Genomic DNA, 21,700 nt, shown 5'->3' on the forward strand with positions numbered 1-21,700 from the left:
TTCTTTTTAGTAATAAACGTTCAGTCCTACAGAGGCCATCTGATTGGCACCTCCATTGTAATCTACTGCATTTTTATAAGTACTGTTCATTATCCAGATTTGTGTGAAATTTCCAAATAATTCATACCTGATTTTACCCTGGTCAAAGATATATCCGGCATTAAAAGCAAGTCCTAACTTAGATGTTGCATCATATGCAAAATCGGGTTGAGCAATCTTTGTTACAAAGATATTCTCTTTTGAACTTTGATAAGGCTGATAATTGAATTCTTTTTCTAACGGAAGATAAAGGGTTTGTGTAATTCCCACAGACAATTTATGAGATGGCATCAGGACAAATTCCTTTTCAGCTCCCAGTCTATAATTAACATAAGAAAGTCTTCTATCCATAACCACAGAAATATCTTTCACATGATTTTTTCCATACGCTGCATCTAATCGAATTTTAAAAGCCTCATTTTTATGATTAAACCATATCACGCTATTCTGCCAGTTCAGATTTTGTTGCTCCAGTCGATAGCTTCTGTATTCTAAAGGATAATTATAATTGGTATCCAACTGATCCATGTAGGTTACCGAAGAGGCCCATTTTTTACCATTATAGTTTCCTAAAAAGTTAAGATAGAAACTATGCAAATCTGTTTTTAACCCTGAATATTTTGTATAATCTTTATGATAAGTATAACTGGCATCCTGATATTCATAGCCCCGATAAAAACGCTCGACTACATTTTTATAATCATATCCGACTGAGAGATGAGTATTATTACTATTAAAAGCATATTCACCACCCCAGATATATCCTGCTGTTTTATATTCAGAGTATTTATATTGTGTATTACCGATATACTGATTTCCGTACCCTTCATTATATCGTATATAAATACTGTCATTGGCAGGTACATGCAAATTAGCATTCACAAACATAATATTAATGTTTTTATAATGGTTGAGATAACTCATTTTACCAAAAATAGTATGTTGATGCCATTTTAGTCCCACTTTTCCGAAAGCTTTATAGGTATAGTCATCTACCTGAGGTCTCGGGTCAGCATTTTGCCGATAGGATTTGGCATACCGTCCTTCTGCTCCTACCTGGAGGATAACAGGTTTTACAGGATTATAAGCAAACTGTCCGTTGATAAAATAACTTTGTTTCTGCCATCTGGCCGAACGAGGTGCCCAGTAGTAAGAAGGGTTATATATAAATGAGGCATCGGTAGTCCTTTCATCACTGAGGATATAAGGAACATTATCTTCAGCTGTTTTATCAGCCATTAATCTTCCAGAAAGTGCAATTTTAGAATTCAGTTTATAAACTCCTTCAGATCTAAAATTAAAGCTTGTTATTTTATCGGGAGATTGAACTCTTTTAAAGTTTTGTTTTAGTGTGGAAAATTGAAAACTAGTTTGTGAAAAATCCAGTGGTTTAAAAAAAGAAAGATAAGGATTGTCTATCCTGATATTCTTCTCTACCGTACTGATATTGATACTGTCCAAATGTGATGTCTGTGCATAAAGGAACTGACTGCCAAACAAAGCCAATCCCACCATCAGGTATTGAAAAACTTGTATCGTTGCTTCTTTCTTATTGCGCATATCCTCTAGGGTTTGCTTTAATCGTTACAAAATCATTGGCTGAGTTATTAGTATCCTGCAAAATAACACGTCCATCAATAATTTCTTTTGTTTTTCTGATCACAGAAAGTCCGGAATAATTGCCCGCTGCCAACCCTAATTTATTGACTACAAATGTTCTGGATGCATCGATATCAAAAGGGAAGTCTTTAGGGGCTTTCTGTTCATCATCTGTGATATCCACTCCATCAATAATGTATTTTTTAGGAATTTGTAAAGTCAAAGAACCTGCGGTGGGAGATTTAGGATTAGCTATTTTCCTCCAGCTGGCAACTTCAGCATCAGAAGCTCTTACAATCCCGATTCCCAACATGGAATTAAGATTAAGCAACAAATCATTAGAAGCGCTTCCCCAATATGTAATCGCCATATCCGGAACCAAAATATTCTGAATATCCCATGCATAAGGCTTTTTACCTATACTTATGTTGTAATCTCCCAGATAAGTTTCAAAATCAGCCTGACTGAGATCAACTGTTTCGTCAGGGTTTTGTATGGCAACGGATTTCCCGTTAATATCATCATATGGGGCTTTATGGTTCACTGCTGTTTGTGCAATGACAATGCTTTTCCCTGGTAAAATCGGATATTGAGATCCTGCACCGGGTATTTTAATAAATGTATTGGCATATACATAATCCGTATTGGCTGAAGAGCCACCTCCTGCAGTCAAGCTCCAGTCAAACTGACCATTAGGCAAAGTATAATTCGTTACATTATTATTAATATTTCCTTCCAGTAACACTACATATAAGCCATCCGCATATATAATCTGGTCAGAGTTGTTATGAATTTCAATAAACTGATCCCTGAAACTGGCTCCGGTTTTGGCATTTGACCCTGCATAATAGTATTGTTTGATAACCAGATCCCCAAGGTTTCCACTGGAAATTCTTACTAAAGCAGCGGAAATATTGGCATTAACCGTTACTTTCTCCTGAAACCCTCCGAAGTGTACAATTTCATAGCTTGTCTGTTCTCCAACCTCTGTTTCATATTCGCTTTTCTTCAATTGCAGTTCAGCCCTGACACTATAGTTTCCCGGTAATACTGCATCCAGTTTCAGATCTCCGTTGGCATCTGTCTTTCCTATAATTTTATCGCCGGTAGCAGCATTTTCCATCGTTACGGTTGCATTGGCAACACCTTTATTGGCAACAGCAGGATATTTTGATGCATCATATTTAATATTTACGGTAAATGGTACTGGTTTAATTTCATTCTTTCCTCCGAAATCATCATCTCTGCTGCAACTTATAAGCGCAAAAAACGGAATTATTAACAAAAATATTAATCGTTTCATTATATTCATTTTTATATTATTAAAATCGATATGAAATATTTCCCCCAAAAGAAGTGGAGGTAAAATTACTGTAGACGTATCCTTTTTCGTCATATGCTTTCAAGTTGAAAACATTACTCACATACACGGAAAGCCTGAAGCCACTTAAAAAATCCTTAGTTACTCTCAAGTGAACATTGTGTAGCGTTTTATTATATAAACCTGATAATTTTTCGGCAGTAGGCTTTCTGAAGATATTCTGATATTTGATATTATCTCTTTCCCCCTCTGCAATCATCGTGATCTTTCCGTCATGATCCATGTATCCGACCGGGTAAATATCGTTAGCATTTGTAAAACTACGGTCTGAAAGGAAATGATCGGTTCTAAGGCCTATGATCAATCCTGAAGCGGCCAAGTGGTAATCAAAACTAAAACTTGCTCTCGCCATGGATGACTTATTTCTGGTGTCATTATATATTCCATACTGAAAAACAGGGTCATTTACTTTAGGATCCTGAAATGTATAAATATCAGAATCCTTTTTACCTGAAGTTTCTACATAACTTGCATTAAAACCTATGACCAGATTGAGTGCTTCTATCTTTTTGAAACTGGCCATAAGCTCAAGCCCTTTATCTACGGATGTAAAGCCATTGACAATTCTGTTCTGGAGATAATTATATTTTTCGGTTCCAACGATCTCGAAAGTAGGCACTTCCGTTCCAGTTATATTGATATTTACTTTAGCCTTATCCATCATCTTAGGAACACTCATCGTTGTAAAACCATCAAATAATCTGTTGTAGTATCCGGTAAGATTAAATGTGGCAAATGGAAACTTGTAATCAATCCCTATTTCTGTTTTCCAGCTTCTTGATGGCTTTAAGTCCGAGTTATCTCCCGGTGTAACAACCGTCTGCATAATAGCTGCTGAATAATATCCGGGCAAACGATAATCTCCCAGCAAAAGGTCATAATATCTTGGAGCAGTGTAAAGCTGATTGAGGGAAGGTGCTTTTGAGGTTAAACCTACTCCTCCTCTTATGGAAAGATTTCCCATCTGATAAGAAGTATTCACCCTGGGCGAAAAAGTTGAAAAAGAATTCTGAAGATCATAACGAAGTCCCAGATTAGCTCTGAAAATATGCCGGCTGGCAAATGCCTTGGTAACATTATCCTGAATATAAACTGCATACTGCTTGCTTGCAAATACATTATCCCGATAATTATAATCCCTCATCCCATTTGAACTTTGCCCGGCTGCCAGAATGGTATTAAATTGTCCTGCTGTTCCATACCTTCCTTTTCCTAAATTATTTCCATATCTGAAATTAACACCTACACTGTAGGAATGCAACCACTTGGATAGGGTTAAACGGGTTCCATCCACACTAAAATTCGTATAGATATTAAGTGGTTTTCCGTCTGCATATGCCTGATTTTCATAATTTGGTGGTGTATAAGGAGCATAATACACCTGATTACCTGTAGCATTTCCATAAGGACGAGCTCCCTGATTCATCCAGTACCTTCTTTCGGTAAATTGTGTTGCATAACTGATTCCCACATCCCCGCTGATCATTCTGAAAAAAGGCTTGCTGCCATTACGCGCAAAGGAATAACTCATATTATTCCCCAGTGAAAAGCTTTTGTTATCTACATTGATAATAACTCCTTTAATATCATCCGGATCCTGTTTACCTTTACTTGTATTGGTAGAAAATGCTGCTGATAGTTTATTTTTAAAACCGCTTTTCCCGTTGGAAGACCAGAGAAGATTTAAAGTAGTTCTGTCATATCCCACCAGGCTTGTTCTTGGATCTGAAAGCGAGTTCATATAATCTGCAGAGACATTAAGGGCATTGTTTTTATTAATTCCAAAACCTTTTGTTACGCCGATCTGGTAAGTTCCTTCTCTTAGTGAGGCATTCAGTCGGAGTGGAGAAGACTTTGCAGTAGTAATCACTTTGATAAGTCCTGAGGTTAAATCGCCATATTTGGCATCAGGAACACCTTGTATCACCTCAATGCTTTCAATATTATCTGTAGGAATTTCTCTGAGATCCACACCGTAGTTGGGCTGTCCGGGCATTAAGTTACCTCCGTTCGTTGAAGTATTAAAACTTAATCCAAACGCGGAGCTGTTCGCAGAGTCATAGCTTTGCATATTTTCGTTGTTGGATAGAGCAATATCGTTAACCATCAACTGTACTCCAAATGCTCTGTTTCCAAAATCGTCACCTCCGGGTATACTTCCTGAACTGGTTACAGAAGAACCGCTGGCTGTTCTGAATACAATATTTTTAAACTGGGTATTATCAAATTGTTGTACATATTGACCCGGAAGTTGCTGAAGCACATCACCAATAGAAAACGACTGAAGATTCTGGAGGGCTTCCTGCTGAATAACAATTTCAGAAAATTGCTTTTTTCTTGCCGTAAGCTGTACGCTTTCAATTCTGATTTCTGATTTTTCCCGGGAAGAACTTTTGGGAGAAAGTATTTTAAGTCGCAATTCATCACCGTCCTTCAGTGTAATGGTTTCTTCCTGATTATGATCATTACGAAAGGTCAATTGACATTTTCCTCTCAGAACCATAGAATGATCATTTTTAGAAAATTCTTGGCACTCCTTCACTCCACCATTAATAAGTTCTACTTTTTGAAGCTTGCCATTGTGGAAGAGCTCAACGGTCTGAGCAGACAACAATCCTCCTGTTGCAAAAAATACAACACCAGCTAATAACGATACTTTCACCCTTAGAATATTTAGAATGGCAAAATTAATTATAATTATTCTAAATAAAAAAAAAGAAATATAGAATTATTTTAGTTATTATTTCTTAAAACAAATAAAAGTAACTATACAATTCCCTCTATGAAGAATAAAATAATAAAATATTCAAAGGAGGAAACCGGATGATAGGGATGAAAATTATTCTGAGCGGAAACTTCTATAATACAAAACCCCGCAGCAAACTTTGTTTGCTGCGGGGTTTATCTTTATACTTAAAGTGTTCCTTACACTTATTTATTATTTTACTTCTTCGAAGTCTGCATCCTGTACATCATCAGCACCCCCTGCATTACCTCCAGGATTTTGTCCTGCTCCTGCATCAGCACCCGGCTGTTGACCCGCTGCATATAATTCTTCAGAAGCTGCCATCCATGCTGCGTCTAACGCTTCAGTTTTAGCTTTTACGTCATCAACATTTTTAGCTTCGAAAGCAGTTTTCAATTCTCCGTGAGCCGCTTCGATTGCTGCTTTTTTATCAGCAGAAAGTTTTTCACCGAATTCTTTCAATTGCTTTTCAGTCTGGAAGATCAATCCGTCTGCTTTATTGAAGATTTCAACTTCTTCTTTTTTCTTGGCATCCGCTGCAGAGTTTTCCTGAGCTTCTTTTTTCATTCTTTCGATTTCTTCGTCAGAAAGACCTGAAGAAGCCTGGATTTTGATAGACTGCTCTTTACCAGTTCCTTTATCTTTAGCAGATACACTTAGGATACCGTTAGCATCAATATCGAAAGTTACTTCAATCTGAGGAACTCCTCTTGGTGCCGGTGGAATATCTGTAAGGTCAAATCTACCGATTTCTTTATTATCGTTGAACATAGATCTTTCTCCCTGTCCTACTCTGATGCTTACAGCTGGCTGGTTGTCAGAAGCTGTAGAGAATACTTCAGATTTTTTAGTTGGGATGGTAGTATTCGCTTCAATTAATTTTGTGAATACAGAACCCATAGTTTCAATACCTAAAGAAAGTGGAGTAACGTCAAGAAGTAATACATCTTTCACATCACCTGTTAATACACCTCCCTGGATAGCTGCACCAATAGCTACAACCTCATCCGGGTTAACTCCTTTAGATGGTTTTTTACCGAAGAATTTTTCTACTTCTTCCTGGATGATCGGGATTCTTGTAGAACCACCTACCAAGATTACTTCGTCAATATCAGAAGTTGATAAACCTGCATCTTTTAATGCTTTAGCAACCGGCTCCATAGATCTTCTTACAAGATCAGCAGATAATTGCTCGAATTTAGCTTTAGTTAAAGTCTTCACTAAGTGCTTAGGACCTGTAGCTGTAGCTGTAATATAGGGTAAGTTGATTTCAGTCTGTGGAGAAGAAGATAATTCGATTTTAGCTTTTTCAGCAGCTTCTTTCAATCTTTGAAGAGCAATAGCATCAGTTTTTAAATCTACTCCTTCTTCAGCTTTGAATTCGTCAGCCATCCAGTTGATGATCACATCATCAAAGTCATCACCTCCCAAGTGAGTATCACCGTTTGTAGACAATACTTCGAATACACCGTCTCCCAAGTCAAGGATAGAGATATCGAAAGTACCACCTCCAAGGTCATATACTGCGATTTTCTGATCTTTATGATTTTTATCAAGACCGTAAGCTAATGCTGCAGCTGTAGGCTCGTTGATAATTCTTTCTACTTTAAGACCAGCAATTTCACCAGCTTCTTTTGTAGCTTGTCTTTGTGCGTCGTTGAAATAAGCAGGAACAGTGATTACCGCTCTTGTTACTTCTTGTCCAAGATAATCTTCAGCAGTTTTCTTCATTTTCTGAAGAGTCATTGCAGAAATTTCCTGTGGAGTATATTCTCTATCGTCAATTTTTACTTTTACAGTATCGTTTGGCCCGGAAACCACTTTATAAGGTACTCTTGCGATTTCTGAAGCATCATCTTTAAAGTGTGTTCCAATAAATCTTTTGATAGAGTAAACAGTCTTTGTTGGATTCGTTACAGCCTGTCTTTTTGCAGGATCACCTACTTTTCTTTCACCATCTTCTGTGAAAGCTACAATCGAAGGTGTTGTTCTTTTACCTTCTGCATTCGGGATAACAACAGGGTCTTTACCCTCCATCACAGCAACACAAGAGTTGGTTGTTCCTAAGTCAATTCCAATTATTTTACTCATAATATTTTATATTTTTTTCTAATTTTTAATTTAATTTACACTCTCAATTTCTCAATATCTGTACCATTCAAAGTTTTGTGACAAAATGACACAATAAAAATAAAAACTCCGCTTATACCGGGGTTTTGAAATCAGATTCAGGCAAAAACATCATTTTTTTGAACAGGGATATGCCAATCTTCACTCTGAGTTATTTACTTTCTTTTAAAACCTGAATGAGAAAATATCCAACATCAGGATCTACCGGATATATCCTTCCCGTATTGATACCAATACCCATTCCATTCGTGCCAAAACCAACTCCGTCTATACCCAAGCCTGAAAAACTATAAAATTTACTAAACTGTTCCGGCTTCCATTTCACCCACACAGCCATTCCCGTGATCCCTCCTTTTACAATCTTCACTTCTTCACTTTCTTTTAAAGTGATTTTCATAAATGTGTTGTCTCTCACTTCTTTTTTTTCTCCGTTTACTTTAAATTTTGAAGTTTTATCAGTATTCAAAACCGGTTCTCCAATAATATAAACATTGTTTTTTTCAACCCAAAGACTCTGTTGTTTGATATCTGAATCCTCAAGATAATAAGTATCCAAAACCAGTTCAGCGTCATTTTGGTTATCCGCTTCCTTAAAACTTACGACATGATAGGCATTAGCTCCTGATCGTTTCGCCTCATCAGCGATCGCTGTAAACAAATGTCCAAGATACGTGTTGGGGTAATGAGCTTTGTACTGTGCTACAAATGAAGACTTATAGTTGGCTTCGTTCTTTAAAGGAATCATAAATTCCCGGGGAGTCAGATTCTCCAATTTCCCTTTTTCTATTATATCTACATATTGGCTGTAGTTCCAGGTAAACAACTGCAAAAGAAGCACGGTAATAATTTTTTTCATGATTAATTTTTTTTTGGGTTTTCTGAAAATTCTGTTCCACGCCTGGTAAATAAAACATCAGAATTTCTCACCCTGGCCGTCCGTTTTTTCCAAATAAATATATTAAAAAAACATTGATATTCAGACACTTTAAAAAGACACCATTATCATAAAAAGGAATAATTCACAATCCTCTCTAAAATTAATCAAAGTTTAACCTTAGAAATAGGGGTAAAAACTTTGCGAATTCTTATTTTTGATAAAATATATACATTTAAGAATGTCTTTACACTTTAATCCAAGAGATATTACATGGCTTGCCTTTAATGAGAGAGTTTTACAGGAAGCTATGGATGAAAAAGTTCCTTTGCATTTAAGAATACGTTTTCTCGGAATCTTCTCCAACAACCTCGATGAATTCTTCAGAGTACGTGTTGCCGGATTAAAGCGTGCCATGGATTTTAAGGAAAAAGTGATTGCTGAGTCTTTTTATCAGCCTCCATCCAAAATCCTTCAACGAATCAATGAAGTGGTCATGAGGCAACAGCTTAATTTCGACAAAACCTGGAAAAAGATCCAGGCCGAAATGGCTGAACATAAAGTTTACATTAAAAACGCCAAAAATCTGACCGCAAAACAGAAAGAGTTTGTCAGAACTTACTTTGATGAAGTCGTGGAATCTAATGTAATCCCTATTCTCCTTCATGAAAATACTCCCATGCCTTACCTGAGGGACAAAAGTCTCTATCTGGGGGTAGCCATGAGAAAAAAAGACTGGCAATATTCCAGTAATTATGCTATTATTGAAATTCCTTCTCGTTTTGTCGGAAGATTCGTATTGTTGCCAACAGAAGATCCTGAAGAGAAAAATGTCATGCTTCTTGAAGATGTAATTACCTTTAACCTGCCTCACATTTTTTCCTATTTCGGGTATGATGAGTTTGCAGCCAATGCTTTTAAAGTAACAAAAGATGCGGAACTGGATCTGGATAATGATATCCGCACCAACTTCGCAGAAAAAATAGAAAAAGGACTCAAAAACAGAAGAAAAGGGAAACCTACGCGTTTCGTTTTTGACAAAGATATGGATAAAGCCCTGCTGGAGCTTCTCATCCGAAAATTGAACCTGACCAAAAAAGACAGTATTATTCCGGGAGGAAAAATCCATAATTTCAAACATTTCATGGATTTTCCTGATGTTTTTGAAGCCTATGCAAGACCCGTGGAAAGAACCTCCTTTACTCATCAGGCTTTTGAGCACGGTGAAAGAGTAACGGATGTGATTCTTAAAGAAGATGTACTGCTAACGTTCCCTTATCACAAATATAACCCGGTCATTGACCTTCTTCGTGAGGCCGCAATGGATCCCGATGTAAAGTCAATACAAATCACCGCATATCGTCTTGCAAGCAGCTCAAAGATCATCAATGCCCTGATCTATGCAGCCCGAAACGGCAAAGAAGTTACGGTAATGCTGGAACTTCAGGCAAGATTTGATGAGGAATCCAACCTGGAATGGAAAGACATGCTGGAACCGGAAGGAATCACCGTACTTGTAGGGCTCCCGAATAAAAAGGTACATGCCAAATTATGCGTTATCAAAAAGAGGGCTCACAACAAAACCATTCAGTACGGGTTTGTAAGTACCGGAAATTTTAATGAAAAAACAGCAAGAATCTACGGTGATCATTTGCTCCTGACATCAGACCGTGGCATTATGGCAGACATTAATAAAGTATTCAATGTATTAAAAAAACCGAAAGATGACTTCATTTCAGTTTTGAAAACATGTAAAAATTTATTAGTTTGCCCTCAGTTTATGCGCGAAAAGATTGTTCACCATATCGACAAGGAAATTGAGGAGGCCAAAGCCGGAAGAAAAGCTGAAATCATTGTAAAAGTAAACTCTCTAAGCGACCGTCTACTGATTGAAAAATTATATGATGCCGCCACCGTGGGCGTCACCATCAAACTTATTGTCAGGGGAATTTATTGCGCAGTAAATCAGAAAGAATTTAAAGAAAAAATAAAAGCGATAAGTATTGTAGACGAATATCTGGAACATGCCAGGGTGATGTATTTCTATAACAAAGGTTCGGAGGATCTGTATATTTCTTCGGCAGACTGGATGACCAGAAACCTTGATTACAGGATTGAAGCAGCTGCTAAAATCACTGATAAAAACCTGAAAAAGGAATTAAAAGACATTCTTGACATTCAGCTCAGAGATAATGTAAAAGCCAGAATTTTAGATAAAAAACTGAGCAATGAATATATCAGAAACGATAAAAAAGAATGCCGATCACAAATTGAAACCTATATATATTTAAAAGCTAAAACCAACAAAAAATGAAGATAGCAGCGATAGACATAGGAAGTAATGCAGCCCGACTTCTTATCAATGAAGTAAAAATAAATAACAGAAAACCTGAATTCATCAAGCTCAACCTTCTGAGAATCCCTCTCAGGTTGGGAATGGATGTTTTCACCATGGGTAAAATCGGTCACGAAAGGGAGAAAATGGTCATCGATTCTATGAAAATCTTTAGTGACCTGATGAAAATCTATAAAGTAGACCATTACAGGGCCTGCGCTACAAGTGCCATGCGTGACGCAGCCAATGGAAATGAAATCATCAGGCAGGTAAAAGATACATCGGGAATCAACATAGAGATCATCTCCGGTGACGAAGAAGCAAGTTTGGTTTTTGAAAACCATATAGCAGAAGGTCTCGACAAAGAATTCGCCTATTTATATATTGATGTGGGAGGAGGTTCTACAGAGCTTACGTTCTATGAAAATAATAAAATGGTATACGAGAGATCTTTCAACATCGGAACCATCCGTCTTCTGAATAATCTGGTTACTTTAGATAACTGGAAAGAAATGAAAGATGAGATCAAAAATAATATTGTCAGCAAAAAACCGATCGTGGCCATTGGTTCAGGAGGAAATATCAACAAAGTATTCTCCATGAGCAAAACCAAAGACGGAAAACCGATGTCACTTTCTCATCTTAAAAAAGTATACAAGGTTTTTAATGAGCTTTCTGTGGAAGAAAGGATGACCAAATACTCTCTCAGAGAAGACAGGGCTGATGTCTTGGTACCTGCGTTGAGTATTTTCAATAACGTCATGTCCTGGGCGGATATCAACAGAATCTTTGTTCCGAAAATATCTGTAGCAGACGGTTTGATTCAGAATATCTACAGCCAGCTGCAACATAAAAAATAAGTTTTCAAGAGATCAGTCATATGGAAGCCGGCATCATTGTCCGGCTTTTATTTTTCAGGAGCTGTTTCCCGCTTTCCGCTATATCTTTTTCGCCTCCCCTTTCCTCTCAGAAAAAGGATGCCGCTGCAATCGGGGCTATTTAAACAAAGGTCGCTGATTGAGTGGATAAACCCAGAAGGTTTCTGAAATCTGACAGGTTTGTTTTGATAACCATCTTATAATGTTAAAATACCTGCCGGCAGTTAAAGAAACCTCGTTATTTGTTGACGATAAATTTTGGCTAAAGCCATTGGATGCTTTCATTTTTATTGAAAGGGCTAAAGCCCGATGCTCCTATCTGTGATCTAAAAAAAGCCTTCCTTCATTCTTAAGCAAAAAAATTCATAACTTTAAAGTAAAGTACTTCTGTCAATCGTTATCTAACTAATAACATCAAAACAATGAACTCAATTAAAATAATTCTGACCGGGGCTACCGGAATGGTAGGAGAAGGAGTTTTAATGGAATGCCTGGAAAACCCCAATGTTTCTGAAATCCTTAGCATCAGCAGAAAACCATCCGGAAAAACTCACCCAAAGCTGAAAGAATATATTATATCCGACTTCTTGTCAATGGATTTCAATGATGAAGCCATAAAAGGATATGATGCCTGTTTCTTCTGCGCCGGAGTCAGCAGTGTTGGAATGAATGAAGAAGCGTATACCAGAATCACTTACGATACCACCATACATTTTGCCGGAGCCGTTTTGAATCAAAATCCTGAAATGGTTTTCAATTATGTCTCCGGAGCTCATACCGATCGCACAGAAAGTGGAAAGGTCATGTGGGCAAGAGTGAAAGGCAGAACAGAAAATGCTTTAAAGAAAATGAATTTCAAAGCAGTTTACAATTTCCGTCCCGGTTTTATGAAACCGGTTGAGGGTCAATTGAATGTAAAATGGTTTTTTAAACCTTTTATTTGGTTTTTTCCTGTTTTTTTACCGTCAAAATCACTAACTTTACACGAAGTGGGTAGAGCAATGATCAATGCCGTGCAAAAAGGATACCCTACCTCCACTTTAGAAATTAGAGATATTAAAAATTTAGCGATATGAGAGACATGTTAAAAAGAATAGTTCTGGTTATTTTTGTACTCTTACTTCTGACGGCCATTTCAGGATTTTTTTACATGCAGAAACATCCGCTGGAAGGAACCAAGTCAGGGAAGATTTTAAATTTTCTGGGTCAGCCTGCAAAATAACCCTATTCTGAAAAACACTGTGATCTATTATTTCGTTATCGATTTTTTATTTAAAAAAAACTATTTTTTAAACATTTCTTAAAATTCCATTAAAATAGTTGCGAAACATAAAGTTCATTTTTGTATTCATCTAATTGAAGTAAAAAATGATCAACAACTACCTTTTAAAAGGGTCTGTCATTGCCGCATTCTTTTTTCAGAGCGGGCTTTTCGGACAGACACTTATTCATTACTGGAATTTTAATGACAATACTTCCGCAGCTTCTATAACTGCGCCGTCCTCTACGTTGGCAAATGGTTCTATGGTAGCCATTGCAGGAGGTACCAGTGACATAGATTTTGCAGGCGGTACCGGACAGAATTTCAATATCAGTAATTCGAATGCGAGAAACGGAGACCCTTCCGGAACCCATTTAAGATTCAACAATCCTATTGGTGGAGCTTTGCAATTTAATCTGCCAACAACGGGCTACCAAAATGTTGCGGTAAAATTTACTACAAGAAGGTCCGGACAGGGAGCAGGAACCCAGTCCTGGTCTTATTCCGTCGATGGAAATACTTTTATTCCTTATCAAACCGTAAATCCTCAGGATGCAAATCCCCAGTTGATTTCGTTTGACTTCTCTGCCCTTTCAGGAGTGTCCAATAACCCGAATTTCAAATTAAAAGTGGAATTCTCGGCTACAGGAGGAGGAACAGGCGGTAATAACCGCTTTGATAACTTTACGGTAGATGCTACTTCAACGGGAGCAACAGACACAACTCCCCCTACAGTCACTTATCTTCCCATCAACAACACAAATACTGCCTCAACAACCATTAATCCTACCATTTCTTTCAACGAAAATGTCAGACTGACGGATAATTCCTCGATTAACGATTCTAATGCACAAAATCTTGCAGAGCTCCGTCTCGGAAGTTCTACAGGTACCCAAGTTCCCTTTACCACTACTTTCAGCAACAACACCATCACTATTGTTCCGACTTCCGGGTTGGTGCCCGGGCAAACCTATTATCTTGCCCTTAAGCCCAATATGGTTGAAGATTTTAGTGATAACGGTATAACAGCCGTTACTTCCAGCATTTTCACCACTGCCGGAACAACGGTTTCTCTGGATAAAAACTTCATTAAAGTCAATGAAAATTCAGGAAATCTGGCATTCAAGATTAATGTAAGTAATCCTTCTTCTGCGACCGTCAATCTCGTTGTAAAACCTGCTCCATACAGCACGGCTGATCAAAATGATTTTACATTAACCAATCAGACCATCACGATCACTCCTTCCACTTCCAGTTATACAGTCAATATTCCGATTATTGATGATACCCTTGAAGAGCAGCAAGCCGAATATTTTGTGGTAAGCCTTGAAAACCCTGTCGGAGCAAGCATTTCAGGAGATAATTCATCAACAGTTTATATTATAGACAATGATAAAGCCGCTCCGGTTCCTTCTCATCAGATCCAATTGAATTATATCGGAAGCTTTGATCCTTCCGGCACGAATAACAGTTCGACGGAAATTGTTGTACATGATCCTTCCACTCAAAGGTTATTTACGATAAGTTCCATTACCGACGTTTTTGATATCATTGATTTCAGTAATCCAACATCTCCATCGGTAGTTAAAACTGTAAACATGGCTCCGTACGGTGGAATCACCAGCATTGCCATAAAAAACGGAATTATTGCCACCGCTTCGCCCAATACCGACCCGCAGCAAAATGGTTCTGTAGTATTTTTTGATACTAATGGAAATTTCCTTAAACAGGTTACCGTAGGTGCTTTACCGGACATGATTACCTTCTCACCGGACGGTACGAAAGTAATTACAGCAAATGAAGGAGAGCCAAATGATGCTTATACTGTAGACCCTGAAGGAACTATAAGTATCATCGATATCTCAGGAGGTATTGGCAATCTTACCCAAAGCCATGTAACGACACTCAATTTCAATAATTTTGATTCACAGGTTGCTGCTCTTACTGCTACAGGGTTAAGGAAAGTGAGATCCAACAATAGCCTTTCCCAGGATTTAGAACCTGAGTACGTTACCGTAAGTGCAGACAGTCAGAAAGCCTGGGTTACCCTTCAGGAAAACAATGCCATTGCTGAAGTTGATCTTACTTCCAAAACGGTTACAGGTATCTGGGGATTAGGTAAAAAAGACATGAGTCTGCCTGGTAATGGCTTTGATGCATCAGATAACAACGGTGAAGTTTTAATTGCCAACTGGCCTGTAAAAGCCTACTACATCCCCGATGCCGTTCAAAATTATAAAGTCGGAAATACGAATTACATCATCACCGCCAACGAAGGAGATGAAAAAGACCTTCCCGGATATAGCGAGAGGACAACAGTGGGAGCTGGCTCCTATATTTTAGATCCTGCTATTTTCCCGCAGTCTGCCTTATTAAAAGCATCTTATAACCTTGGAAGATTCAGAGTATCATCTGCTACGGGAAATACGGACGGAGATGCAGAGTTTGAAGAAATTGCAGCACTGGGAGCACGCTCATTCTCCATCTTCAATGCCGATACCAAACAACGGGTTTACGATAGCGGAGATCAGTTTGAAAGATATATCGCAGCCAATTACCCGCTAATTTTCAATGCAGATAATGAATCCAATACCATTAAAAGCAGAAGCCGTGCGAAAGGTCCTGAACCGGAAGGTGTGGCATTGGGAACCATAGGCGGACAAACCTACGCTTTTATTACCCTGGAAAGAACGGGCGGCGTAATGGTTTACAACATCACTGATCCTAATAATGTAATTTTTACAGATTATAAACATTCCCGGACCACTTCGGCGTATGGTGGCGATAATGGTCCAGAAGGGCTTATCTATATTGCTCCGGAAAACACAACTACAGGAAAAGGATATGTTATTATCGCCAACGAAATCAGCGGTACGCTATCGATGTATGAAGTAGCCCCGTCACCTACACTAGGAACCGGTGAAACAAAAGACAGTCGTCCGACCTTCAATATATTCCCTAATCCTGTAAACAAAGGAAACATTCTGTATTTTAACAGAAAACAGGATTACGAATTGTTTGATATGTCCGGAAAACTGATCGGAAAAGAAAAAAATGCACTCACCATCAGTACAGCAAATCTTTCTACGGGAGTTTATCTTGTAAAAACTTCAGAAGGGCATCTCAAGAGGATTATAATAAAGTAAAACAAATAGTCTTTCTTTTTATTCAAAGCTTCGGAAATTCCGGAGCTTTTTTGGTAACAATACCGTATAATTTTAAGATCATTTAACTTTTAAACCCGGAATGGAAGGCCATTTTCTTCTTATATTTACCTGCAACAAAAACCAAAATCAATATGAAAAGTATTAAAACAGCAGGAATCTTAGTCATTCTGTTCCTTGGGACCGGGACCGCTTTTTCTCAATCCAGAAAAACAGAATCTATCCATGGTGTAGAAAAAACAGATAATGACAAAAAAATACAGGTGGAAAGAGTTGGTCACAAACTTAATTACACGCTTAATGGCGGAGTTGTAGAAGTCGAAGGTGGCGACAATATTGTTATGATCAAAGGAAGTGCGAAAAAAATATCCGTTTCGGGGACTGGTAATAAAGTATACATCGATAAAGTAGATAAAATCGTTATGGAAGGTGGTAATAATACCGTCTTCTATAAAACATCCGGAACCAAAAGCGGAAAGCCTGATACGTCACTGACCGGAGTAGGCAATAAAGTAGCAAAACAATAAAGTAAAGCTTGTTGACCTATTGAAATTCAAATTCAACAATACAAAAAATATTTATTTATAAAGATTAGCTTCAGAAAATTCTGAAGCTTTTTTTATTATTTAATTCAAATTAAATCACTTTTTTTTGATTTTCATAAATTAAGAATACCACTAAATAAATGAGATATAAAAATAAAATAAGTCAAACAAAAACCACATTAAAAACAAAATATCTACGCATATATTACAATAATTTAACTATAAAAAAGCAATAATTACATGTAATTATTCTTATTTTTAATAAAACAAAAAAAAATGCAAGAAAAAAATTTCATTCTCCTTTGCATGTTCTTTTTAATTTTCGGCCATGCACAACAAGGAGGAGTAGGGATTGGAAATACCGCTCCCAATTCGTCTGCGATCCTCGATGTCACTTCAACAAATAAAGGTTTCCAGCTTCCGGTTGTTTCTCTCACCTCAACGGCTGATATTTCTACGGTTCAGGCTCCTAAACGGGGTTTTGTCATCTATAATACAGCCGTTGCGGGTACAGGAATGTCGAGTGTCAATAAAGGATTGTATGTTTTCAACGGAACTGCCTGGGAAAAGATGTTTACGAAAGCTAATATTATAACGGAGGTTGAAAAAATTCCTTTCATTACCCCTGTTTTTGCGGCCAGTAATATTGCTACATCTTCAAGTATAGCTGGAGGTACAACGACCGGTCTTACTTTCAATACCCTTTTCAAAAACCTGCCGGCAGGTGTACAGGGTCCTGCAGGAGCCTATACCGGTTATCAGATCAAAGAAAACGGAATGTATGTGATCACTTATAATGTAGATACCAGAAACACGACAGGAGATATTAACGGCAGCTCTGCCCTGTTTGTTCAAAAGAACGGAGCTACCGTATGTACGTATGCTATGGAAAGAGATTACCAGTTTGCAGGCTTATCCAGTACCTGTACTTTAGAGCTCGTCATTGGAGATACGATTTCCTTCAGTGTTCAGTCTAACGGTACGAATTATCAGATAGGCAACACCAATGTATCTATTTCTAAAATATTAAACAACTAAATATGGTACTTATGAAAACACGTCTTTTCTGCCTGTCTTTTCTGCTGTTTGTTTCACAACTGTATTTTGGCCAGTTTGTCATAGGATCTACCAATGTTTCACCGGGAGCTATTGTAAAATTAGATGCTAATAATAAGGCTCTGAGAATTCCTAACCTGGCTATAACGGCCCGAAACAGTACAATGACACCCATTACTGCTCCTGCTCTAGGGGTGATGCTTTATAATACATCCATGGATATTAATAATGATTTAACTCCTTCCCTCGCTTATTGGGGAAGTGATAATCAATATCATTCACAGGCAACATCCACTGCTACTGAAAGTATTATTTCCTCAGCTAATATCCCATTGTTGATTTTCTCCGCAAATATAGGTCAAAAGCCTTATACTGTATTAGGTACTGCCAGTGGAGGAAGTGCCACTCCACTTACTTTAACTTCCCAGGAAATTCTTGTGGACAAATATTCAGGATGGAACCTGGGAACCAGTCAATATACAGTTCCTTCTACGGGAGTTTATCTGGTAGAATTTGTATCGGTTATGTCTAATACTGCAAATTCAGGAGGAACCAGTACTAACAGGCTGTTGGATAACGGATCATTTATTGGCTTTGTTTCGGGCAGATTTGTACTCAACAGAATGTACACTACTTTAATTAATACCCGAAATCTCACTGTAAACCATCTTCTTAGCTTTCAATATTCTTATACAGCAGGTAATTACAGAATGGAATCAGGGACAATAAACATTTATAAATATTAAAATATGGGCTCAAAATATAAATTTATATATATACTCTTGCTTATCAGTACCGGTTTAGCAAAAGCGCAAGTAGGAATAGGTACTTCAACGCCTGATCCGGGAACAATCTTAGACTTGGTAAGCCCTAATAAAGGATTACTGATTCCGAGGGTACAGTTATCCGGTAGTAACGATACCTCGACCGTTCCGGTTATTTCATCTGCAACATCAACGGATCAGGGACTGCTGGTTTATAATCTTCAGAATTCCGGTACTGCACCCAATAATGTCCTTAAAGATACTTTTTATATTTGGACAGGGACTCAATGGGAGCCAATCGCAGAGGTAACAGATACCCGTACGGAAATCAATAACCGAAATATTACTGAGCTGGTATTTACCGGAAGCCCCAGCGCCTCGACAACAGCCTACACTGCCACTGCTTACTCTCCGTGGACTACTTTAGACTTTGCTACAGAACGTGTTGATATCGGTAATGTACATACTGCAGGCACATTTACAATACCTACTACAGGATTATATTCGTTTTCAGGAATTGTTCAACTGGGAATATCCACAGCTTCGGGTACAGCAAAGACCTTTGCAGCGCAGATCATTAATACAAGTACTTCCACCGTATTGGCGACATCCTACTTTGGAACCGGTGGCGGAGGGAACGGAGGGAGTATGCCGCTGTATTGGATGGGAAATCTTACAGCCGGAACGCAAATCCAGATTCAATACAGAATGCGGGACACCACCAGTAGTAACTTAAGTGTCAATGTTATCTCCAATATTTCATTAAGAAATCATTTTAATTAAAATAAAACGACAAGCTTTTAAAAGGAGCTTAATTATATTTTTCATCAAAAAAAGACAGGCCTTGCAAAAAGCCTGTCTTTTAAAAATATATCAGATATAATTTTATTCTACGTTAACTACCTTTTCGATTTCCGGAGCATGTTGTTTAATGGTATTTTCTACACCTAGTTTTAGGGTTGAAAAATTCAAAGAACATCCGGAGCAGTTACCCAAAAGTTTTACAAAAACCTGATTATCTTTCACGTCAATAAGCTCTATATCACCTCCGTCTTTATTCAAAAACGGTCTGATGCTTTCCAGAGCTTCCATTACTCTTGTTACAGTATCTTCGTGTGTTATGTTTGTTTCCATATTTTTTCAGTTCAATTCGGTTTTTTCAAATGTAATTTGAAATGTTATTATTTTGCTTTTGGAGAACATCCGGCCATTGTTGAGATCTTCACAGCTTCAGTAGGAGGAAGGTTTTTATTTCTTTCCACCAAGCTTTCCACCATCTTTCTTGCAGTTTCTGTATAGATTTCCGCAATTTTAGAATCTTCCTGCAGTGCAGCCGGTCTTCCTACATCTCCTGCTTCTCTGATACTTTGGATCAATGGTATCTCTCCCAATACAGGAATACCTAAATCTTCTGCCAGATATTGTGCTCCCTGGTTTCCAAAGATATAATATTTATTGTCAGGCAATTCTTCCGGTGTAAAATACGCCATATTTTCGATTAATCCAAGAACCGGAATATTAATGCTTTCCATCTGGAACATCGCAATACCTTTTCTTACGTCTGCCAAAGCAACATGCTGAGGTGTACTCACAATCACAGCACCGGTTACAGGAACTTCCTGGATAATAGACAAATGAATATCACCGGTTCCCGGAGGAAGGTCAATCAACAAAAAGTCTAATTCTCCCCATGCAGCATCTCTGATCATCTGATTTAATGCTTTCGAAGCCATTGGGCCTCTCCACACTACCGCTTGGTTAGAGCCTGAGAAATATCCGATAGACAGCATTTTTACCCCATAATTCTCGATAGGTTTCATCAGGTTCTTACCGTTTACTTCTACCGAAATTGGTTTTTGCCCTTCTGTATCGAACATGGTAGGAACTGAAGGACCATAAATATCAGCGTCCAATAATCCTACTTTAAAGCCCATTTTAGCCAGAGTCACTGCCATATTTGCAGAAACTGTAGACTTCCCTACTCCTCCCTTACCGGAAGCAATAGCGATAATATTTTGAATTCCGGGAATTTGCTTTCCTTTGATCTGACTTTGCTGAATTTCACTAGGTTCCGGAGAAACGATTTTAAGTTTTAAATGAATATCTTCTCCAAACTCACTGGCAAAAGCCTGCTTCATAGCGGCTTCCAGCTTTTTCTTTTCGTGCATGGCAGGCGAATGGGCAGTCATGTCAATATATACATCATTACCCATAATCTGAAGATTATTCACCAAGTCGTCTACTTCTATTTCTTTAAGGAAATCTTGAACCTTTTCTTTCGTCAACATACTAAATATAAATTGTTCACAAATTTACGCTTTTTTTTGATAATTTAGAATCAATAAAATCTATAACATCAGGTGATAAATAAGATCAGTAAAAATTTTATCCTGCTATTTTTTACCTTAGTCAAACTAACCCTACCTTAAAACAAAACCAATGAAAGTCAATACATACCCCTCAAAACAGGCAGTTCCAAAAGGAATTTTCAATGTTGGCACCACCAGCTTCAAGTGGTATAACCTGGCAGAAGATCCTGATCAGGTTTCAAAACAAGATATTAATCATGCTAAAATATGCATTGAGAATGCTCAGGAAAAATTCCAGGACATTGAGGATCTAGGTTTTGTCATTATGCACCGGTGCGGAGAAAAGTACCTTCTCTTAGTCTGCACATGGCGAAGCGAAAATGAATTATGGGAAAGTGTTTATTACGACGGTTCCGGCCGGTTTGAAGTCTGGGACAGAAATAAAAATCATCATCCTACCTATTGCGTCTGGGAGATGGGAATTGTCTATCATGAATCTCAGGCATGGAAAAAATATCTCGGAACGGCCAGAGAAAAGGAAAATCAGAAGAATTACCTGAACGACTTTTTTGAGGGCGAGGTATAAAGAGTGGAAAAAGCCGGAAGCAGGAGGCAGGAA

At 37.9% G+C, this 21,700-nt stretch carries 17 protein-coding genes; 10 read left to right on the forward strand and 7 right to left on the reverse strand.

Going from position 1 to position 21,700, the window contains the following annotated elements:
* Positions 1–6 precede the first annotated feature (6 nt).
* The 5 genes from M030_RS0116710 to M030_RS0116730 all read right to left on the reverse strand — a co-directional run bounded on the left by M030_RS0116710 (position 7) and on the right by M030_RS0116730 (position 8,751).
* Entirely contained in the window at positions 7–1,599 is a 1,593-nt protein-coding gene (locus M030_RS0116710) for a DUF6850 family outer membrane beta-barrel protein (RefSeq protein ID WP_027374546.1), read from the reverse strand.
* The gene (locus M030_RS0116715) at positions 1,589–2,941 is read right to left on the reverse strand and encodes a DUF4876 domain-containing protein (protein WP_027374547.1); all 1,353 of its coding nucleotides are present in this window, start codon (positions 2,939–2,941) and stop codon (positions 1,589–1,591) included. Before M030_RS0116715 ends, M030_RS0116710 begins: the two co-directional genes overlap by 11 nt.
* 19 nt (positions 2,942–2,960) lie before the next feature.
* The gene (locus tag M030_RS24370) at positions 2,961–5,681 is read right to left on the reverse strand and encodes a TonB-dependent receptor plug domain-containing protein (RefSeq protein WP_228375262.1); all 2,721 of its coding nucleotides are present in this window, start codon (positions 5,679–5,681) and stop codon (positions 2,961–2,963) included.
* 276 nt (positions 5,682–5,957) lie between these two features.
* Complete coding sequence (gene dnaK / locus M030_RS0116725; RefSeq protein ID WP_027374548.1) at positions 5,958–7,856, reverse strand: molecular chaperone DnaK; 1,899 nt, start codon at positions 7,854–7,856, stop codon at positions 5,958–5,960.
* A gap of 190 nt (positions 7,857–8,046) precedes the next feature.
* Complete coding sequence (locus M030_RS0116730; protein WP_027374549.1) at positions 8,047–8,751, reverse strand: hypothetical protein; 705 nt, start codon at positions 8,749–8,751, stop codon at positions 8,047–8,049.
* A gap of 259 nt (positions 8,752–9,010) precedes the next feature.
* On the opposite strand from M030_RS0116730, the gene ppk1 reads away from it, so the two are divergent.
* The 9 genes from ppk1 to M030_RS24380 all read left to right on the forward strand — a co-directional run bounded on the left by ppk1 (position 9,011) and on the right by M030_RS24380 (position 19,555).
* A complete protein-coding gene (gene ppk1 / locus M030_RS0116735) occupies positions 9,011–11,083 on the forward strand; it encodes a polyphosphate kinase 1 (RefSeq protein ID WP_027374550.1) in 2,073 nt (690 codons plus the stop codon).
* Positions 11,080–11,964, forward strand: coding sequence for an exopolyphosphatase (locus tag M030_RS0116740; RefSeq protein ID WP_027374551.1), 885 nt, complete (start codon positions 11,080–11,082; stop codon positions 11,962–11,964). Before ppk1 ends, M030_RS0116740 begins: the two co-directional genes overlap by 4 nt.
* A 440-nt stretch (positions 11,965–12,404) precedes the next feature.
* Positions 12,405–13,058 carry an NAD-dependent epimerase/dehydratase family protein gene (locus M030_RS0116755; RefSeq protein ID WP_034722754.1) on the forward strand — a complete coding sequence of 218 codons (654 nt, stop codon included), beginning with the start codon at positions 12,405–12,407 and terminating at the stop codon, positions 13,056–13,058.
* Positions 13,055–13,204, forward strand: a complete 150-nt coding sequence (locus M030_RS25610; protein WP_155857876.1) for a hypothetical protein — start codon at positions 13,055–13,057, stop codon at positions 13,202–13,204. Before M030_RS0116755 ends, M030_RS25610 begins: the two co-directional genes overlap by 4 nt.
* 146 nt (positions 13,205–13,350) lie before the next feature.
* Positions 13,351–16,389 carry a choice-of-anchor I family protein gene (locus M030_RS0116765; RefSeq protein WP_027374553.1) on the forward strand — a complete coding sequence of 1,013 codons (3,039 nt, stop codon included), beginning with the start codon at positions 13,351–13,353 and terminating at the stop codon, positions 16,387–16,389.
* A gap of 152 nt (positions 16,390–16,541) precedes the next feature.
* Entirely contained in the window at positions 16,542–16,934 is a 393-nt protein-coding gene (locus tag M030_RS24375) for a DUF3060 domain-containing protein (protein ID WP_027374554.1), read from the forward strand.
* A 294-nt stretch (positions 16,935–17,228) separates the two neighbouring features.
* Positions 17,229–17,990, forward strand: coding sequence for a hypothetical protein (locus tag M030_RS0116775; RefSeq protein WP_027374555.1), 762 nt, complete (start codon positions 17,229–17,231; stop codon positions 17,988–17,990).
* A gap of 11 nt (positions 17,991–18,001) precedes the next feature.
* Complete coding sequence (locus tag M030_RS0116780; protein ID WP_155860267.1) at positions 18,002–18,754, forward strand: hypothetical protein; 753 nt, start codon at positions 18,002–18,004, stop codon at positions 18,752–18,754.
* A 36-nt stretch (positions 18,755–18,790) separates the two neighbouring features.
* Positions 18,791–19,555, forward strand: a complete 765-nt coding sequence (locus tag M030_RS24380) for a hypothetical protein (RefSeq protein WP_155860268.1) — start codon at positions 18,791–18,793, stop codon at positions 19,553–19,555.
* Between the two features lie 102 nt (positions 19,556–19,657).
* Here the strand turns inward: M030_RS24380 and M030_RS0116790 are convergent, their stop codons facing one another.
* Both M030_RS0116790 and M030_RS0116795 read right to left on the reverse strand, forming a co-directional pair.
* Positions 19,658–19,906, reverse strand: a complete 249-nt coding sequence (locus M030_RS0116790; RefSeq protein ID WP_045500144.1) for a NifU family protein — start codon at positions 19,904–19,906, stop codon at positions 19,658–19,660.
* A 47-nt stretch (positions 19,907–19,953) separates the two neighbouring features.
* Positions 19,954–21,060: an Mrp/NBP35 family ATP-binding protein gene (locus M030_RS0116795; protein WP_027374558.1), complete on the reverse strand. Its 1,107-nt coding sequence runs from the start codon at positions 21,058–21,060 to the stop codon at positions 19,954–19,956.
* Between the two features lie 151 nt (positions 21,061–21,211).
* Here M030_RS0116795 and M030_RS0116800 point away from each other — a divergent pair, with 151 nt between their 5' ends.
* Entirely contained in the window at positions 21,212–21,667 is a 456-nt protein-coding gene (locus M030_RS0116800) for a hypothetical protein (RefSeq protein ID WP_027374559.1), read from the forward strand.
* Positions 21,668–21,700 lie beyond the last annotated feature (33 nt).

The organism is Chryseobacterium sp. UNC8MFCol (assembly GCF_000482305.1).
Lineage (GTDB): Bacteria > Bacteroidota > Bacteroidia > Flavobacteriales > Weeksellaceae > Chryseobacterium > Chryseobacterium indologenes.

Bases quoted from the DNA above. Each gene is read 5' to 3' on its own strand.
- M030_RS0116710 (WP_027374546.1), bottom strand. From the start codon at position 1,599: ATGCGCAATAAGAAAGAAGCAACGATACAAGTTTTTCAATACCTGATG.
- M030_RS0116715 (WP_027374547.1), bottom strand. From the start codon at position 2,941: ATGAAACGATTAATATTTTTGTTAATAATTCCGTTTTTTGCGCTTATA.
- dnaK (WP_027374548.1), bottom strand. From the start codon at position 7,856: ATGAGTAAAATAATTGGAATTGACTTAGGAACAACCAACTCTTGTGTT.
- M030_RS0116730 (WP_027374549.1), bottom strand. From the start codon at position 8,751: ATGAAAAAAATTATTACCGTGCTTCTTTTGCAGTTGTTTACCTGGAAC.
- ppk1 (WP_027374550.1), top strand. From the start codon at position 9,011: ATGTCTTTACACTTTAATCCAAGAGATATTACATGGCTTGCCTTTAAT.
- M030_RS0116740 (WP_027374551.1), top strand. From the start codon at position 11,080: ATGAAGATAGCAGCGATAGACATAGGAAGTAATGCAGCCCGACTTCTT.
- M030_RS0116755 (WP_034722754.1), top strand. From the start codon at position 12,405: ATGAACTCAATTAAAATAATTCTGACCGGGGCTACCGGAATGGTAGGA.
- M030_RS25610 (WP_155857876.1), top strand. From the start codon at position 13,055: ATGAGAGACATGTTAAAAAGAATAGTTCTGGTTATTTTTGTACTCTTA.
- M030_RS0116765 (WP_027374553.1), top strand. From the start codon at position 13,351: ATGATCAACAACTACCTTTTAAAAGGGTCTGTCATTGCCGCATTCTTT.
- M030_RS24375 (WP_027374554.1), top strand. From the start codon at position 16,542: ATGAAAAGTATTAAAACAGCAGGAATCTTAGTCATTCTGTTCCTTGGG.
- M030_RS0116775 (WP_027374555.1), top strand. From the start codon at position 17,229: ATGCAAGAAAAAAATTTCATTCTCCTTTGCATGTTCTTTTTAATTTTC.
- M030_RS0116780 (WP_155860267.1), top strand. From the start codon at position 18,002: ATGAAAACACGTCTTTTCTGCCTGTCTTTTCTGCTGTTTGTTTCACAA.
- M030_RS0116790 (WP_045500144.1), bottom strand. From the start codon at position 19,906: ATGGAAACAAACATAACACACGAAGATACTGTAACAAGAGTAATGGAA.
- M030_RS0116795 (WP_027374558.1), bottom strand. From the start codon at position 21,060: ATGTTGACGAAAGAAAAGGTTCAAGATTTCCTTAAAGAAATAGAAGTA.
- M030_RS0116800 (WP_027374559.1), top strand. From the start codon at position 21,212: ATGAAAGTCAATACATACCCCTCAAAACAGGCAGTTCCAAAAGGAATT.